This window comes from Chromobacterium sp. W521 (assembly GCF_052805975.1).
This window is the reverse complement of sequence record NZ_JBRBAF010000026.1, coordinates 1-15,455: the sequence shown is the minus strand read 5'-3', so window position 1 is coordinate 15,455 and position 15,455 is coordinate 1. Positions and strand designations below refer to the sequence as shown.

Genomic DNA, 15,455 nt, shown 5'->3' with positions numbered 1-15,455 from the left:
TCAAGGGGGGGGGGTGCTTCCGCGGGTGCGGGGGTGGTGGTGTCTGTGCCCGCCCCCGCGCCGTCAAACATCAACCTAGGCTCCAAGGCCTGCAATAGCAAGCGGGAGCGTTTGAGAACCGGTGTCTTCTTATGACTGCCTTGCGATTGCCCCGCTGATTTCCACCAACCCATCACGCTCTCCCCGATCATTTCGGCTTAAAGCACCGGTCGAACCACGCCAATGACTGCATCCCAAAAGCTGCTCAGCGGATTAGAACCTGTATCAAAGCAAAAATAAATGACAATTAAATAAATTCAAATCAGAACAACTGCGACAACGTAACAAACCTGGCCGCCCGCAAGCTGACAAAAGCTGTCAAGCACAATGAAGAAGGGCCCTCTTTAAAAAATAGTTGTTCCTCACGCGAAGTAAGCTAAGTGCAAATACGTAGCGCGCACGATATTTGATCAACATATGCAGAATGCCGCGGCTTGCCCTCGCCCTCGCCATCCCGTATCGTTCGTCCGCCGTCCGCTCCATCCAAGGATTTCTCCATGCCCGCCACTCCCCTGTACTGCGCTTGTCCTCACCGCCTGGACACCGCCCGCCTGCTGAGCCAGCGTTTCGCTTTGCCGCTGCTGGAGCAAAGACCGCAACAAGGCTATTGGCTGGAACTAGGGGAGGAACGACTGGAACTGCTGACCACCGGCAAACACGGCGCGGTGTATGCGGAATTCGTCGAAGGCGCGGCCAAACATCGCCGCGAGCAGGGAGGCGGCCGCGGCCAGCCGGTGGCCAAGGCCATCGGTCTGAAAGGCGCCAAGGAGCTGCCCTATGTGGTGGACGCCACCGCCGGCCTGGGCCGCGATAGCTTTGTGCTGGCCGGTCTGGGCTGCCGCGTCACCCTGGTGGAACGCTCGCCGGTGGCCGCCGCGCTGCTGGCCGACGCGCTGGAACGCGCCGCCGGCCACCCGGACACCGCCGACATCGCCGCTCGCATGCAACTGGTTCACGCCAGCTCCATCGCCTGGCTGGCCGCGTTGGACGAGGCCGAACGGCCGGATGTGGTCTTCGTCGACCCGATGTTCCCGGATACCGACAAGAAAAGCGCGGCCGCCAAAAAGGACATGCAAGCCTTTCAGCAGGTGATAGGCGACGACCAGGACAGCGCCGCGCTGTTGCAAGCCGCCATCGCCGCGGCCAAGAACCGCGTGGTGGTGAAACGGCCGCGGCTGGGCGCGGCCATCGAAGGCGTGAAACCGTCCGCGGTGCTGGACGGCAAGTCCACCCGTTTTGATCTTTACGTGATCAAGGCCTTGAACCCGGCTCTGGGCTGACGCCATCAGGGACCTGTTCCCGCTCGAACATCCCATAATCCCGCAACACCGCCGCTACCCTCAGCCGGTGATCGGCGAACAAGGCCTCCCGGCCCTGCCGCTGCGCCGCGCGATGCGGCTCCAGCCGCCGCCAGGCCGCCACAGCTTCTTCATCGCGCCAGAACGACAGCGACAGCATCTTGTCCGGCCGGTTCAGACTGACGAATCTCTCGATCGACAGGAAACCGTCCGCCGTCGCCAACTCCCGCCCCAGGCGCTCCGCCCAGCCCAGATACCCATCCCGGCCGCCCTCGGCCAGTTCCACCTCGAAAATCACCGCAATCATTCCGCACTCCCTTCCTCGTCGTAGATGCGCACGCGCGCATTGGGCAGCCGGCGAAAACGCGCCGCCGCCGTCAAGGTTTTCCAATCCGGCCGCACCGCCGCCAAGGCGGCCAAGCCGCCGCGGGCAATCTCCAGCGCCAGCGCCTGGCCTGGACACGCATGCCTACCCGCGCCAAACATCAAACCTTCGCCCGGCCCTGCCGGGTCAAGCGCCGCCGCGGCCAACACCACCAGCACGGAAGCGCCGGCCGGCACCGTCTGCCCGCCGTGGGACCACTCCCCCGCGGTAAAGCGACGGGTGTTGTGCAAGACCGGATCATGCAAGGCCAGCCAAGCCCAATCCGCCGCCGCGCCCGCCGCCAGCGGACGGCCATGGGCCTGATGCCAGACCGCGGCGGCGAACAGGCCGGCGCCGGCGTCCAGGCTCTGGAACAACAGGCCGATCACGTTCGCCGTCAGCGCCGCCCCCTCCTCCGTCCACTCGCGTCGCAATACCGCCAATAGGCCGCCGGACCGAGGTAAAGCCTTGGCCACCCGAGCCTGCAAGGCCGCCAAAGCCCTCTCCCCGCTCGCCAGCGCCTCGGCATTGGCGTCCGCCGCCAACGCCCGAGCCAAGGCCGTCACCTCCGCGACCAAACCCGGCGCGTCCTCCATCGGCAGCCCCAGCAAGCCCGCCAGCGTCAGCACCGGCAAACCCTGCGCCATCCGGTCCAGCAAGCCTCCATTCAATGGTTCGCGCGCCAGCCAATCCCGCGCCAGACTTTCGGCCAAGCGCCCGGCCGCCGCGCCCGCCACCATCGCCAAGGCCCGGTTCAAGGCCGCCTTCAAGACCGGATGGCGCGGCGCCTCGCTCATCCGCGCCCACAGACAGAAAGTCCGCGCCAAGCCGCCGTCGCCCAATTGCAACGGCGCGGGCTGTTCCACCGGGCGCACCCGGCATGTCGCTGAAGCCAGCGCCGCCTGTACCGCCGCGTGGCCGGCGGCCACCCACAACCCCAGGCCGGCATCAAAATACAATGGCTGTCGCTGCGCCAGATCCCGGTAATAGGGATAGGGATGGGCGTGGACCACCGCCGCCAGCGGGTCCGAGGGCCAGGCGCTCACGCCGCCGCTCCCAGATACCGCCGCCGCGTCAGCTCCACGCAGCGCGCGCGCGAGCTACCCGCTCGCTCATGCGGCGCAAACAGCGCGGCTACCTCATCCAGCAAATCCACCGCCCACGCCAGGCGCTCCCGCTCGGCCGGCGCCAACCCGGGCCGGCGTTGACGATCCGTCAACGCGTCGATCAGCGACACCAGCGCCTCCTTCTGCGCGACCTCCCCCGGCAAGCCGGCGCGGGTGCACACCCCATAGCTTCCGGCCAGGAAGTCCCGCCACACGGCCGCCAAGTCCGGCTCCGCCTCGGCAGGAGGCAGCTCCAACGCCGCCAGCCCCTCGCGCCACGCTCTCTCAAAGCCGGCGCGCAAAAGCTCCGGCTCGCCGTCCAAGGCCAGCACCTGACCCAACCAACACAGCATGCCCCGCGGATACCAGGCCGACTCCGCGCTCAAGGCCGCCGAGCCCATGCAGGACGCCGCCTCCCCGGCCAGCGTCAGCCGATACGACGGCCACGGCGCCGCGCCGGCCCGCTGCCAGCCGCGCAAAGTGTCCAGGCTCACGCCGCTGCGCGCCAACAGCTCCGGTTCCGCCAGAAAATGACGGCGCAAATAGTCCAGCAAATCCTCCACTCCCGCTCTCCTTGTTCCAACTTGACGATGGATTTATCGTAGCCGGCGGCGTCCGCCAAAGTTTCAGCCAAGGATGAACCATGCTTGCAACCCCGCACGACCGTATACCCGACATCAGCCGCCTGGCCAGCCTGCTGGCCGATCCCGGCCGCGCGCTGATGCTGCTACTGTTGCAAGACGGCCGCCTCTACCCGGCCAGCGACCTGGCCCAGGCCGCCGGCCTGTCGCCGCAAGCGGCCAGCAACCATCTGGCCAAGCTGCTGCACGGCCAGGCGGTGCGGGTGGAACAGCGCGGCCGCCACCGCTATTACGGGCTGGCCAGCCCCGCCATCGCCCATGCGCTGGAAGCCTTGTCCGCCGCCGCCGGCCACCACGCCGCGGTGCGCCCCAAGGGCAACGCCGACATCCGCCTGGCGCGCAGCTGCTACGACCACCTTGCTGGCCGGCTGGGCATCGTCGTCGCCGACTTCCTGCAACAGCAGCAACTGCTGCAACGGCGCGAGGAGCGCGAGTTCGCGGTGACGCCGGCCGGCTCGGACTGGCTGGCGGCGCGGCTGGACATTCAACTGGACGGCATCGCCCGTCCGCGCCGGCCGCTGGCGCGGGCCTGCCTGGACTGGAGCGAACGCCGCGACCACATCGCCGGCAGCCTGGGCGCGGCCCTGTGCCAGGCCTTTTTGCTGCGCGGCCTGACCGAGCGCCGCAACGACAGCCGCGCCTTGCGGATCACGCCGGCCGGTTACGCCTTCTTGAAGCAGGAATGCGGAGTGGGCAGCGAGCAGCTGCGGGGGGAGTGAGGGGGATTAAGGTGGGTATCGCCGGACGGCGATACCCACGCGGCGGAGGTCAGCGATTGCGCAGGCGGATGCGGCGGATGCGTGCTTCCAGGCTGAGCCGTTGTCCCAGCGCCAAGTAGAGCTGATGTTGGCTATCGACATGGCGGTAGACCCTGACCCGGTCGGCACCCAACAGCATCATGATTTCCAGATAGTTGAAGAAACCCATCCACTGACCGCGTCCATCGCGGTCGTCAAAATCGATGTCGCGCGCCACGCGGCTGAGCAGGCCTTTGCCAACGTATTCGCGGTTGTCCTTCATCCATTGCAGCAAATGCGCCGCGCATTCGCGGCCGTAGGCGCTGTCCGCGGGGTAATCCTTACGGGGCGTGGGCATTTGCCAGTAATGCGCATAGGTGCGGCCGGGGCAGAAACGAACAAAGGGAAGCAGGGCTTCCTGCTGCTCCAGCGAGTGCAGTTTGTAGCGGCGGCGACGGGGGAAGTTTTGAGCGTGATGCATGGTGTTTCTCCTGCTGTGACACAAGATAAACCACCTGCCGGGTAAGGCTGAGGTGAGGCAGGCGCGTGGCAGGATTGGCGTACCGGGCTAGCATTAAACCGGCGAGTGCATGGCACTCTCCTCCCACACGCCTGCCGAATGGCGCTGCCATGGCAAAGCAGCCCACGCAGCATGCTGCGTAGGCCCAGGGTTAATGCTAGCGACGGGACGCCAATCCCGTGTGCCGCATGTGGGCGGCAACGTGGGGATTGTTGCCGAGGGGGCGGGCGGGGTCAAGGTGGGGTGGTTGCTTTGATTGAGCGTGGTTTATTTGGTTAGGTGATCTGGTTTTGAATCCGCTGCGCGGATATTGATTTAGGTGCCGCTTTCCGCGCTGACCGAGCGAGGCAAGCGCAGCGTCGCGAGGGAATAAGACGGGGAGGGGGCGGGCCGCCGCCCCCTTCCAGCCCCCCTCGTCCCCCAAGACGCGAAACCCGGAGCGCGCCCCGAGGGGACACTTGGGCGCTACACGAGGTGGTCTTTTTTGAATAAGAGGGGTCGTTTAGCAAAGTGGGGCATTTCTGTGGGTAACTTGGCCCCATTGCTCTTGTCTGTGGATAAGCCTAGCTCCCTATAAAGAAAGCATGTATCCGACGCGCCCCAGGTCCCTTCAAGCCTGCCGACGGGTGGCAGGCCCGAGGTCTTAAGCGGCTGCTTGTTCGAGCAGCGCGACGTTAGCGCGCTGCGAGTTCAGCCGCGCCTCGGGCCTGACGGGAACCGGCGGGAAGCCGTAGGCCAGGCTTGCAGGGCGGCCTTTGGGGTGAAGGGGAATTTGGCCGCGCAAATTCCCCTTCCTGCCCGCCGGGCAGCCCCGGCAATCAAAAATATCATCCGCGCAGCGGATTCAACAAAACAACTCTCTCCAAGCACAAAGCTATCTAAAGACCGTAAGCCCCTCCACAAAACCAATCCCAAGCCATCGGCACATCCCCGCCTCCCCTGCTACACTAAACCCCCGCCATGACCCCGGCATTCCTGCCATGCACACCGCCCCCGCCCTCATCATCATCGACATGCAACAAGGCATGAGCCGCCCCGAAGCCGGCCCGCGCAACAACCCCCAGGCCGAAGCCCATATCGCCCAACTGCTGAACGCCTGGCGCCAGGCCGGCGCGCCGCTGGTTCACGTGCGCCACATTTCCCGCACCCCCGGCTCGCCGTTCTGGCCCGGCCAGCCCGGCGTCGAATTCCAGCCGGCGCTGACCCCGCTGGCGAGCGAACACGTCATGGAAAAGAACGTGCCGGACGCCTTCGCACACAGCGGCCTGGAACGCTGGCTGCGCGTGCGCGGCATCGAACAACTGCTCATCGTCGGCGTCAGCACCAACAACTCGGTGGAAGCCACCGCCCGCAGCGCCGGCAACCTCGGCTTCCGCACCCTGGTGGCCGCGGACGCCTGCTTCGCCTTCGACAAAGTGGACTACGCCGGCACACCCCGCAGCGCAGATGAAGTGCACGCCATGGCGCTAGCCAATCTGGACGGCGAGTACGCTCGCGTCGTTGAATGCGCCGACATTCTGCGGCAACTGCAATAAACCCTGATCAGGAGCTCAACCATGCAATTCGGTTACACCATTCTCTACGTCTCCGACGTCGCCGCCTCGCTGGCCTTCTTTGAAAACGCCTTCGGCCTGAAGCGCCGCTTCCTGCACGAATCCGGCGATTACGGCGAACTGGACACCGGCGCCACCACTCTGGCGTTTGCCGCCCACCCGCTGGGCCGGATGAATCTGCCGGAAGGCTATGTGGCGGCGGACGCCTCGCCGCTGCCGCTGGGCATGGAAATCGCGCTGGTCACCGACGACGTGGCCGCCGCGCACGCCCAGGCCTTGCGCCACGGCGGCGTTGAGCTGCAAGCGCCGTCGCTCAAGCCCTGGGGCCAGACCGTGTCCCATCTGCGTTGTCCGGATGGCTTGCTGTTGGAGTTGTGCTCGCCCATTTCCTAAAGAACCTGTTCAAGGTCTGCCGCGCTTCGGCGATACGGCGTTGAAAACGTCTTCGGAATGCTCATGCACTTCTTGTAGATTCCGCTTCCTCAGCCGTTTTCGCCTTGCCTCGCTCTTGCTCGCGAGACTTTGAGCCGGCTCTAAAACGCCAGCCCAGAACCAGCAACAGCACAGCGCCGGCCACGGCGGCCAACGCCAGTTGCGGCCACGGGCCGAAGCCGCGCAGCGGAAACAGTAGCAGGCCGGCGGGGGCCAACGGTACGGACGCCGTCAGGCCCTGGCGGACCAGCCTTGGCAACAGGCCCTGACCCAAGCGGGCGGCGAGCAGGCCGCCGGTCAGCCATACTCCCGCCAAGGCGGCCAGCGCCAGGCCGGGCAAGCCCAGCCAGCGCGGCAGCGTCAGCAGCAGCGCCGCGCTCAACGCGCTGCCCGCCAGTTCCAGCAGCATCGGCCCGCGGGTATCGCCGCCGGCGTAGCAATAGCGCGCCAACAGCGCGTTCCAGGCGCCGAACACAATGCCCGGCGCGTACAGCGCCAGCAGCAGCGGCAGGCTGCTCGCCGCCAGCCCGGCCGGCAGCAACAAGGCCACCAGCGCCGGCGCGGCGCCGATCAAACCGGCCGCCGCCGGCAGGGTCAACAGAGTGCAGGCGGCCAGGCCGCTATCCAGCAGCCGCAACCGGTCCGCGCCCAGCGCTCCGCTCATCTTGCTCAACAGCACCTGGTTCAAACTCATCAGCGCGATCAGCGGCAGATTGATCAGCTTGCGCGCCAGGTTGAGCAGGGTAATCGTCCCCTCCCCCAACAACGAAGCAGCCACCCGCTCCAGCAAGCCCAGGCCCTGGCTGGCGGCACCGCTGGCCAGCAAGGGCCACAACTGCCGCCAGGCCTGGCCGGCTTCGCCGCGGCCGGCTCGCAGCCAGGGCCGCCAACCCAGCCGCCAGTTGCCGGGCAGCAGCGCCGCCGCCATCAGCAGGCTGCCGACAAGAAAGCATTGCGCCAGCGTGGCCGCCTCCGCGGCCGGTCCGGCCCAATACAGGTATGACACCGCCGGCAGATTGAACAGCAGCGACCCCAACCCGGCCAGCAGGAAACGGCCCTGGGCTTGCAGCGGCGCCGCCAGCGCCGCCTGGAGCAACAGGCCAGGCGCCAGCCAGGCCAGCCAACGCAGCGCGGCGGCGGCCTGCGCCGCGTGAGCGGCGTCGACGCCGGGCGCCAGCGCCCGCGTCAGCCACGGCGCGGCCAGGCTAAACAACGCGGCCAGGCCCAGGCCAACGCCCAGCCAGTGGCGCAGTTGACCAGCCAGCCAGGCGCCGCGCCGCGCCGGCGTCTGCGCTTGCCACAAGGGCAGCAGCGCGGCGGACAGCAAACCGCCGGCCAGCAGAGTGCGCAAGGCTTCCGGCAGGAACATCGCCACCAGAAAGGCGTCGCTGCGCCCGCCGGCCCCCCAGGCGGCCACCAGCAGCCACTCGCGGGCGAAACCGGCCAACAGGCCGGCCAGCGTGGCCAGGGTCAATAAGGCGGCGGGACCGAACATGGGCTCAGTGTCATTAGTGGAACAGGGTGAACAGCCCTTTGCCGCCCACCTTGTAGTTGAGATCGCGCGGCCGCTCGCCCATGGGCTTGGCGCCGCTGCCGCCGACGATCTTGTACGGGGCCACTTCCTTGCCCACCACGGTATTGGCGGTGACCACGGCGCCGCGGCCGATGCGCGCGCCGTGGCCGATCAGCGCTCCGGTGGCGATCCAGGCGTAATCGTCGATGTACACCGGCGCAGACACAGACCAGAATTCCGGCGCGCTCAGGTCGTGGCTGCCGGCGATGATTTTGGCGTAGGAGGCAATGGCGACATGATCGCCGATGATCAGCCCGGCGCGGGCGTCCAGCAGGCAATGCCAGGCCACGCAGCTGTCCGCGCCTATCACCAGATTGTTGACGCCCAGCACCTCGGTGTTGCGCCACACGCTGGAGCCCTTGCCGATGCGCGCGCCACCCAGGCGCAGCCAGGCCAAGCGCAGGTGATGGGACGGCAGTTTGTTGATCAGGATGTTGTAGCACTGCTCCCAGGCGCGCAGCCAACGATCCTTGAAAGTGGGCCAGTTGAGGCCGTAACGCGGCACCAGTTGGGTGGGCACTTCGTCGCGCAGCAGCGCGTAGAAGCGGCTCGCCAACGGATGCGGGATGCGGCTTTCCATATTCACGGAAACGATGGAGACGCGCGGCTCCGCGGCGTCGCCCTCTTCGAAGGCCACATTATTGGCCAGCATCCAGTCGTAAGCGACGGCCAGTTCCGCCGCCGGAACGCCAAGGCGCGCGGCGTAGCCGTCCAGGCGCTCGCGCAGCGCGCTGCTGTGGTAAATACGGTGGCGTAGCGTCAGCGCCGGCGGCGCGGGGGGAAGGTCGGTCGGATTCATCGCGGTTTCGCTTTCAGATCGATTGGCGCGGAGCCTGCCGGCGCAGAGAGGGTCAACAGCGGGTCGCCGCGGCCGGCCAGCCGGCGCGCCGCTTGCAGATTGACGCCCATCAGCAGCCAGAACAGGCCGATCAGCACCATGGTGAAGCTGTAATAGTGGTCAAACAGACCGGTGAGCAGCGCAGCCAGCAGGCCGGACAGGGTGCCGAGCCAGATGGCGCGCTCCGGGTCCAGCGCGGACAAGGGGCCGCGCGGCCGCGCCTCGCGCCACCAAGCCACGGTGACGGCGACGAACAGCAACATGCCGGGCGCGCCCAGCTTGTAGACGAAGTTGAGCCAAAGATTGGAGATGCCCAACAGGCCGCTGTCAGGCGGCGGCGGATCCACCTTGAAGCCCAGGCCCAGCGGGTAAGCGCGCACCGCGTCGGGGAAGCGGCGGTATTCGTCCATGCGCACCTCGGTGCTGGCGTTGCTGGCGGAAAAGGTTGTGGCCAGACGCTGTTGCAAGGGCGGGTAAAACAGGACCAAGGCCAGGCCCAGCGCCGCGGCCAAGCCGATGATGCGGCCGGCATGCGGCGCGCGCCGCCAGCTCAGCCAAAGCAAGACCAGCGCCAGGCTGACGATGGCCCCGCGCGAAATACTGAACAACAGGCCAGCCGCGCCCAACAGCGCCACCGTCAGGCCCAGCAAGCGCCGCCAGCCGCGCTGCGTCAAACCGTAAAAGAAAGCCAGCGGCAGGAAAAGCGCCAACGCGCCGCCGGTGAGGTTGGGGTGCACCCAGGGCGAGGCCATGCGGGTGTAGTTGGCGGAAAAGATGTCGCGCACCGCTTCCGGGTGGGCGTAGCGCAGTTTCTCCAGCACCGGGATGAAGCTGTTGGCATCGCGGTCCTTGAGAAAGTAGCCGATGGACAGCAGCAGCATGGCCAGCGTGCCCAACAGCAACATCACGATCAGACGGTCGCGGCTGCGCTCGTCCGGCAGCAACAGCGGGGCCAGGAACAAGGCGGACAGATTGAGCAGCCAGCGCGCCCAGTTGACTGGACCGTTGCCGTCGGCCTGCACCATCAGCTGTCCCGCCAAAAACGGCAGCAGGCTGAAGGCCATCAGCCACAACAAGCGCCGCTCGACGCGGCCGCTCGGCCATTGCAGGACGCCGACGGCCAAGCGCGGCAGCGCGCCCAGCCAGGCCAGGCCCAGCAGCGCCTCGGATACGGTGACGCGCACGCCCAGTTGCACCGTGGAATAGGGCGTCAGGGTGGCGGCGAAGCCGAACAAAACCAGCCCCAGCAGCGGCGCGCGCAGCACGGCGACTCCGGCGCAGGCGGCGGCCAGCGCCAGCGCCGCGGCGGCCGGGCTGAAGGCCAGCAAGCCGCCGAACAATAGCCCGCAGACCAGGGCGAGCGCGCGGTTCAGCGGCGTCATGCCAGCAGCCGGTCCAATAGCTGATCCACGCGGCGGCGATAGGCATCCATATCGTAGCGTCGCGCCCAGGCGCGGTTGGCGTCGGCGTCGGCGTCGCCGTCCGGCCCGGCCGCGGCCAGCCGGTGCATCAGGGCTTGCAGCCCGCTGGCGTCGTTGGGGGCGAAGCGCGCCGCTTGCGGCGGCGCGACTTCGTCCAGCGCCGAGCCTGTGGCCACCGCCACCGGCGTGCCTTGCGCCAGCGCCTCTATCACCGGCAGGCCGAAGCCTTCCGCGTAGGACGGTTGCCACAGCCGTTCCGCCGCCGCGTACACCGCGCTCAACATGCCGTCGTCCAGATCGCTGAGCCAGATCAGCCCCTCCAGCCGCCGCAGTTCCGCCGGCAGGTCTTCCGGCCGCGCCACCAACGCCAATGCCGGCAGGTCCGGCTGGCGCTGACGCGCCTTCCTCCATTGCTCAACAAACCAGGGCATGTTCTTGCGCGGTTCGCGCGCGCCCACCGCCAGCCAGTAGCGCGCCGGCAGCGAGGCCGGCAGCGCCGCGGCCGGCGCGGCCGGCTGCGGCACCGCGTTGGGCAGCAGCGCCAGTTTGGCGCGCTGACGCGGGAACAGCCGCGCGGCGGCGTCGGCGGTGAATTGCGACGGTGTCCATATCACGTCGGCGCGCTGCAAGGAGCGCGCGGTGCCGATCCAGTCGATCACGCGGTAAGCCAGCGCGCGCAGCAAGCTGACGTGGTAGTTGTCCAGGGTCAGCTGGAACACATCGTGCAGCAGCATGGCGTAGCGCACGCCGCCGGGCGCGCGCCAGAGCGGCAGGCCGGTGTTGGCGGTGGCGATGTACAGGTCCAGCCGACGGGCGCGGATGGCCCGCGGCAAAAAACGGCATTCGAAATGCCAACGCTCGCGCGGGCGGTGCAGTCCGTCCGCAGGACTGGGCCGCGCCGGGCATTCGGCCAGCCGCCGGTGGGGATGGTCTGCCGGACAGGCGGTGAAGCGCAGCACTTCCACGTTCGGCCGCGCCGCCAACGCGGCTTCCAGCGCCAGCACTTGCCGCGCGATGCCGGAGCGCGGCGCGGCGGTGACCGGACGGTAATCAATTCCGATGCGCATGTCTCAGCTCCCGATACAAGGTTTCCAGCTGGTCGGCGGCGATGGCCCAATCGTGCCGCCTCCTCACGTATTCCCGCCCGGCCGCGCCCAGGCTGGCGGCGCGCTCCGGCCGGCTCAGCAGCGCGGCGGCGGCCTCGGCCAACTGCTCGGCGTCGTCGCCCCTCAGGTAATCGCTGTCGGGCCGCAGGTCCAGCCCGGACGCGCCCTGCGGCGTGCTCAGCAGCGCCAGGCCCGCGGCCAGCGCCTCCAGCACTTTGAGCTTGGAGCCTCCTCCCTGACGCAGCCCGGCGATGAAGGCGGCGGCGCGGCGCTGCTGCGTCGAGAGTTCCGGCACAAAGCCCAGCCACTCCAGGCGCTCGTCCGGCCACCGCCGCGCCCAGTCTTCCGGCATCACGTAACCGCATATCGCCAGCCGCGCCCGCGGCAGCCGCCGCCACAGCCGCGGCATCACTTCCTCCGCCAGCCAGACAACGGCGTCGCGGTTGGGCGGGTATTCGAAATTGCCGACGAACAGCAGGCGCTGGCTGGCGTAATCCGGGCGGACTTCGGTGAAGGCGTCGGCGTCCACGCCGTTGATCACCACGTCCACCAGCCGGCCGCTGTGCTGAGCCATTGCCGCGGCATCCTCCCAGGTGACGGCGGCGACGCGCTCGGCGGCGTTCAACGCCAGGGCCGCCCAGCGCCGATAACGCCAGCGGTCCCACCACACAAAGGGCGCGCACCAGCGCGGCAGGTGCTGATAAGTGGCCGCGCCCAGCTCGGATTCGACATTGTGCTCGGTCAGCAGGAAAGGCTGACCGTGGCGGCCCAACACGTCCAGAAAGGGCTGCAAGCCGTAACTGTGCTCGATTTGCACCACGTCCCAAGGCTGGCGCAGCAGGCCGTCGAAGGTCCGGCTCAAGTCCGGCGCCAGGCCGTTGACGCTGGCCAGCAGCGGATACGGGCCCAACGCGGCGGCCAAGAGCGTCAGCGGGTGTTTCAGCGGCCGGCGCGGCAGCACGATCAGCCGTTCAACAATGCTTTCCAGCTGGCGGCGGCAGGCGTCGCTGGCGGGCTCCTTGCTCTGCACCAGCAAGGTGATGCGATGGCCGCGCGCCGCCAGCGCGCGCAGCAGTTGGAACTGCCGCAGCTTGCCCCCGCTGGTGGTGGGCCAGGGCAGATAAGGCAGGGTCCACAAGATACGCAGCGGCGGACACGCGCCGGTGGAACCGAGGGAAAGTGGACGGTGAAGAGACCCCGGTTTCATTCTCGCCACTCCAAAATTTGCAGCTGCGGCGTCACCGTCACGCGCAGGCTGTCTCCGGCGGCGCTCAAGGCGGTGCTGCCTCCGCTCAGCGGCTGACGCAGCGTGGCGCGGGCGATGCCGGGCAAACGCGCCGCGCCGCCGCTCGCGCTCCAGAACATCCACAGGCGCGCGCCATCCAGCTTGCGCCAGGCGATGCTGTACAAACCGTCCGGCGCGGCGTCCAAGCGCGGCGGGGCCGCCGGTTCCAGCCGCGGGCCGGTAATGGCGAGGAAACGCGCCAAGGCCTTGTAGGCGGGCTTGGGCTTGCCGTCGAGATCCAGCAGGCCGTAGCCGCGGTCGCGCGCGCTGGCGCGCTGGTCAAGATCGGACAGCGCAAACAGGAAGACACGGTCGTAATCCAGCGCGCTCATCAACGCCAGCCGGCGCAATAGATAATCCGCCTGGCCGTCGCGGCCGATAATGTCCTGCTCCTCCTTGGGCCCGGCGTAGCTGGACCAGCCCCATTCGGTGGCCCAGATCCCCGGCGCCTTGACCTGGCGCAGCCGGGCGTTGATCTGCTGCGCGCGCAGCACGAAGTCCCGCGTTTTAGGATCGTCGCCCTCCGGCTGCTGGCTGTACGGATGGTAGGCGACGATGGTTTTCAGGTTCAGGCTTCCCTTCTTGCCCAGCTCCTCCAGCATCAGCCCGCCGCGCACCGGCATCTGACTGTAATAAGCCATGCCGGCCATCACCACCGGCTTGCCCGGCGCAGCGGCGCGCAGCGCTTCGGCGCTGGCCTGCAACAAACGGCCGTACCCTTCCGGACTGGGCAGCGGCCGCCAGAAGCCGGGCAGATTGGGTTCGTTCCACACCTGCCAGGCATCCACCGTCGGATAGCGCCGCGCCAACATGGCCATGCGCTTGGCGAACACCTTGTCGTCCTTGGGCGGGTACTGGTCGCTGGAACCAAGCAGCGGCGGCACGCTGCTGGCGAAGGGCGCCGACCCCACCAAGTAAAAGACCGATTTGAGCTTCTGCGCCTTGAGCGTGTCCACCAGTTGGTCCAGCGGCGCAAACACAAACTGGTTTTCCTTGGGCTCGTGGCGATCCCAATGCAGGTCCACGCGCACCCAGTTCAGGCCAAGCGACTTGAGCTGCTGCATCTGGCGCTGGTATTGCGGCGGCGTGAACCACAGGAAATGCGCATTGACGCCAAGGAAATCGCGCCACACCACCGGCCGGCCGGCTGTCAGCTCGGTGGTTTCCGCACGCGGGCCAGCCGCGGCCAAACCCAGAACCGCCGCCAGAACCAACATCCGCCGCGCCGCGCCGCCGCGCGCGCTAGCCATGCGCTCTCTCCCGCAGCGCCGTCTGAAACAATTGCAGAAATTGCGTCGCCACCCGCGGCCAAGCGCGCTCCCGCCCCAAGCTCCGCGCCTGCTCGCTATGCTGACGCAAGCGCTCCGGCTGACGCAGCAGCCCGCTCAAGGTCCGGGCCAGCGCCGCGCTGTCGCCCCGGGCGTACACCGCGCCGTTGCCGAAGGAGGCCTCCTCGGCCAGGGCGCGGGCGTCGGAACAGACCACGCCGCGGCCGCAGGCCACCGCCCAGGACAGCGCGCCGCTGGCGCCGCACATCCGGCCCAGCAAGGCCAGCTTCCACGATTCCCGATAAGGCAGCACCATGGCGTGATTGGCCTGGATCAGGCCGGGAATCTCGGCCGCCGGCAGGTCCGGCCGCCATTCCAGCATGTCCCGGTGCAGCCCCAGCAGGATGGCTTGCTGGCGCAGGGATTCCAGATAAGAGCCGGAGCGGCCGAAGGCGACGTCCGGCGCCACTCCGCCCGCCAGGGTCAGCCTCACCCGGTCGCGGGTATCCGGCTCTTCCTGCAGCAGCGCCAGCGCGTCCAGCACATCCTCGATGCCCTTGCCCTGGTAGATGTAGCCGAAGTACAGCAGCCGCAACGGCCCTTGCGGCGGCAAGGCCGGCAACGGCTGAGCGGCGATCTCGCAATTGCCGTGCGCGATATGGAACACCCGCCCGTCCGGCAGCCGCATCCGCCAGGCCAGGCGCTCCGCGCCGATGGTCGTCAGCGTCACCAGCCGGGTCAAGCGCCGGGCCAGCCGCCGCTCTCGCGCCAGCGTCAGCGGAGCGGCCAGCAAGGCGGCGGCCTGGCCAAGCGGGCGCGGCAGCCGCCGCGGCAAGCCGGGCGGCCTCCAGACCAGGCGTTCCGGGTCATGAACGGTGGCGGTCAGCCTCAGTTCAGGCTGATGACGCGCCAGCCACTCCAGCGCCATGAACTCGCCGCAGCGCCCGCCTCCCAGCTCCGCGTGCACCAAGTCGAAATCGCTCCAATTCACGTTCTGCATCTGCCAGGACAGTTCCAGAGCATTGCTCGCCAGCGGCTGCCCCCCCAGCGGAGAAACGACGCTGACGCCTTCGTTTTCCAAAGCCCGGCGCCAGGCGTCGGCATAGTCGGCAATGCCGTTCTGCTCCGACGGCAGCGGAGCCAACAGGGCGATCTTCATCGGCCTTCTCCTTTCCAGCGCGCTGCGCGTTTCAGCACGGCGGCGGGGATTTCAAAACGGCGGCGGTTGAGCACAATGCCGTCCACCTGTCCAAACGCGGTGCCGAGGATGGCCA

General features: G+C 68.0%; 15 protein-coding genes. 4 read left to right on the top strand and 11 right to left on the bottom strand.

Annotation, left to right across the window (positions count from 1 at the left end; translation table 11 throughout):
- Positions 1–536 precede the first annotated feature (536 nt).
- Positions 537–1,319 (top strand): class I SAM-dependent methyltransferase, encoded by a 783-nt coding sequence (locus tag ACUXV1_RS22870; RefSeq protein WP_081555963.1) that lies wholly within the window; start codon positions 537–539, stop codon positions 1,317–1,319.
- On the opposite strand, the gene ACUXV1_RS22865 is transcribed toward ACUXV1_RS22870, so the two are convergent.
- The 3 genes from ACUXV1_RS22865 to ACUXV1_RS22855 are packed head-to-tail and all read right to left on the bottom strand — an operon-like array spanning position 1,291 to position 3,370.
- A complete protein-coding gene (locus tag ACUXV1_RS22865; protein WP_446016679.1) occupies positions 1,291–1,644 on the bottom strand; it encodes an antibiotic biosynthesis monooxygenase family protein in 354 nt (117 codons plus the stop codon). The genes ACUXV1_RS22870 and ACUXV1_RS22865 overlap by 29 nt on opposite strands.
- Positions 1,641–2,747: a hypothetical protein gene (locus tag ACUXV1_RS22860; protein WP_446016678.1), complete on the bottom strand. Its 1,107-nt coding sequence runs from the start codon at positions 2,745–2,747 to the stop codon at positions 1,641–1,643. The genes ACUXV1_RS22865 and ACUXV1_RS22860 overlap by 4 nt, the downstream gene beginning before the upstream one ends.
- A complete protein-coding gene (locus tag ACUXV1_RS22855; RefSeq protein WP_446016676.1) occupies positions 2,744–3,370 on the bottom strand; it encodes a DUF6058 family natural product biosynthesis protein in 627 nt (208 codons plus the stop codon). The genes ACUXV1_RS22860 and ACUXV1_RS22855 overlap by 4 nt, the downstream gene beginning before the upstream one ends.
- Positions 3,371–3,450: 80 nt before the next feature.
- On the opposite strand from ACUXV1_RS22855, the gene ACUXV1_RS22850 reads away from it, so the two are divergent.
- Positions 3,451–4,167 carry an ArsR/SmtB family transcription factor gene (locus ACUXV1_RS22850; protein ID WP_081549963.1) on the top strand — a complete coding sequence of 239 codons (717 nt, stop codon included), beginning with the start codon at positions 3,451–3,453 and terminating at the stop codon, positions 4,165–4,167.
- Positions 4,168–4,216: 49 nt separating this feature from the next.
- On the opposite strand, the gene ACUXV1_RS22845 is transcribed toward ACUXV1_RS22850, so the two are convergent.
- On the bottom strand, positions 4,217–4,666 hold the full coding sequence (locus ACUXV1_RS22845; protein WP_446016674.1) for a hypothetical protein: 450 nt from the start codon (positions 4,664–4,666) through the stop codon (positions 4,217–4,219).
- 1,019 nt (positions 4,667–5,685) lie between these two features.
- On the opposite strand from ACUXV1_RS22845, the gene ACUXV1_RS22840 reads away from it, so the two are divergent.
- Positions 5,686–6,240 carry a cysteine hydrolase family protein gene (locus ACUXV1_RS22840; protein ID WP_446016672.1) on the top strand — a complete coding sequence of 185 codons (555 nt, stop codon included), beginning with the start codon at positions 5,686–5,688 and terminating at the stop codon, positions 6,238–6,240.
- Between the two features lie 21 nt (positions 6,241–6,261).
- Complete coding sequence (locus ACUXV1_RS22835; RefSeq protein ID WP_043642350.1) at positions 6,262–6,651, top strand: VOC family protein; 390 nt, start codon at positions 6,262–6,264, stop codon at positions 6,649–6,651.
- Between the two features lie 61 nt (positions 6,652–6,712).
- Here the strand turns inward: ACUXV1_RS22835 and ACUXV1_RS22830 are convergent, their stop codons facing one another.
- The 7 genes from ACUXV1_RS22830 to ACUXV1_RS22800 are packed head-to-tail and all read right to left on the bottom strand — an operon-like array spanning position 6,713 to position 15,340.
- Positions 6,713–8,185, bottom strand: a complete 1,473-nt coding sequence (locus ACUXV1_RS22830) for a lipid II flippase MurJ (protein ID WP_446016670.1) — start codon at positions 8,183–8,185, stop codon at positions 6,713–6,715.
- A gap of 13 nt (positions 8,186–8,198) precedes the next feature.
- Complete coding sequence (locus ACUXV1_RS22825) at positions 8,199–9,062, bottom strand: acyltransferase (RefSeq protein ID WP_052052120.1); 864 nt, start codon at positions 9,060–9,062, stop codon at positions 8,199–8,201.
- Positions 9,059–10,483 (bottom strand): O-antigen ligase family protein, encoded by a 1,425-nt coding sequence (locus ACUXV1_RS22820; protein ID WP_081555973.1) that lies wholly within the window; start codon positions 10,481–10,483, stop codon positions 9,059–9,061. Before ACUXV1_RS22820 ends, ACUXV1_RS22825 begins: the two co-directional genes overlap by 4 nt.
- Positions 10,480–11,589, bottom strand: a complete 1,110-nt coding sequence (locus tag ACUXV1_RS22815) for a glycosyltransferase family 4 protein (protein WP_446016667.1) — start codon at positions 11,587–11,589, stop codon at positions 10,480–10,482. Before ACUXV1_RS22815 ends, ACUXV1_RS22820 begins: the two co-directional genes overlap by 4 nt.
- Complete coding sequence (locus ACUXV1_RS22810) at positions 11,573–12,835, bottom strand: glycosyltransferase (RefSeq protein WP_446016665.1); 1,263 nt, start codon at positions 12,833–12,835, stop codon at positions 11,573–11,575. The genes ACUXV1_RS22815 and ACUXV1_RS22810 overlap by 17 nt, the downstream gene beginning before the upstream one ends.
- Positions 12,832–14,163 (bottom strand): cellulase family glycosylhydrolase, encoded by a 1,332-nt coding sequence (locus tag ACUXV1_RS22805; protein WP_446016663.1) that lies wholly within the window; start codon positions 14,161–14,163, stop codon positions 12,832–12,834. Before ACUXV1_RS22805 ends, ACUXV1_RS22810 begins: the two co-directional genes overlap by 4 nt.
- Entirely contained in the window at positions 14,156–15,340 is a 1,185-nt protein-coding gene (locus ACUXV1_RS22800; RefSeq protein ID WP_446016661.1) for a glycosyltransferase, read from the bottom strand. The genes ACUXV1_RS22805 and ACUXV1_RS22800 overlap by 8 nt, the downstream gene beginning before the upstream one ends.
- Positions 15,341–15,455 lie beyond the last annotated feature (115 nt).

Bases quoted from the DNA above. Each gene is read 5' to 3' on its own strand.
- ACUXV1_RS22870 (WP_081555963.1), top strand. From the start codon at position 537: ATGCCCGCCACTCCCCTGTACTGCGCTTGTCCTCACCGCCTGGACACC.
- ACUXV1_RS22865 (WP_446016679.1), bottom strand. From the start codon at position 1,644: ATGATTGCGGTGATTTTCGAGGTGGAACTGGCCGAGGGCGGCCGGGAT.
- ACUXV1_RS22850 (WP_081549963.1), top strand. From the start codon at position 3,451: ATGCTTGCAACCCCGCACGACCGTATACCCGACATCAGCCGCCTGGCC.
- ACUXV1_RS22845 (WP_446016674.1), bottom strand. From the start codon at position 4,666: ATGCATCACGCTCAAAACTTCCCCCGTCGCCGCCGCTACAAACTGCAC.
- ACUXV1_RS22840 (WP_446016672.1), top strand. From the start codon at position 5,686: ATGCACACCGCCCCCGCCCTCATCATCATCGACATGCAACAAGGCATG.
- ACUXV1_RS22835 (WP_043642350.1), top strand. From the start codon at position 6,262: ATGCAATTCGGTTACACCATTCTCTACGTCTCCGACGTCGCCGCCTCG.
- ACUXV1_RS22830 (WP_446016670.1), bottom strand. From the start codon at position 8,185: ATGTTCGGTCCCGCCGCCTTATTGACCCTGGCCACGCTGGCCGGCCTG.
- ACUXV1_RS22825 (WP_052052120.1), bottom strand. From the start codon at position 9,062: ATGAATCCGACCGACCTTCCCCCCGCGCCGCCGGCGCTGACGCTACGC.
- ACUXV1_RS22820 (WP_081555973.1), bottom strand. From the start codon at position 10,483: ATGACGCCGCTGAACCGCGCGCTCGCCCTGGTCTGCGGGCTATTGTTC.
- ACUXV1_RS22815 (WP_446016667.1), bottom strand. From the start codon at position 11,589: ATGCGCATCGGAATTGATTACCGTCCGGTCACCGCCGCGCCGCGCTCC.
- ACUXV1_RS22810 (WP_446016665.1), bottom strand. From the start codon at position 12,835: ATGAAACCGGGGTCTCTTCACCGTCCACTTTCCCTCGGTTCCACCGGC.
- ACUXV1_RS22805 (WP_446016663.1), bottom strand. From the start codon at position 14,163: ATGGCTAGCGCGCGCGGCGGCGCGGCGCGGCGGATGTTGGTTCTGGCG.
- ACUXV1_RS22800 (WP_446016661.1), bottom strand. From the start codon at position 15,340: ATGAAGATCGCCCTGTTGGCTCCGCTGCCGTCGGAGCAGAACGGCATT.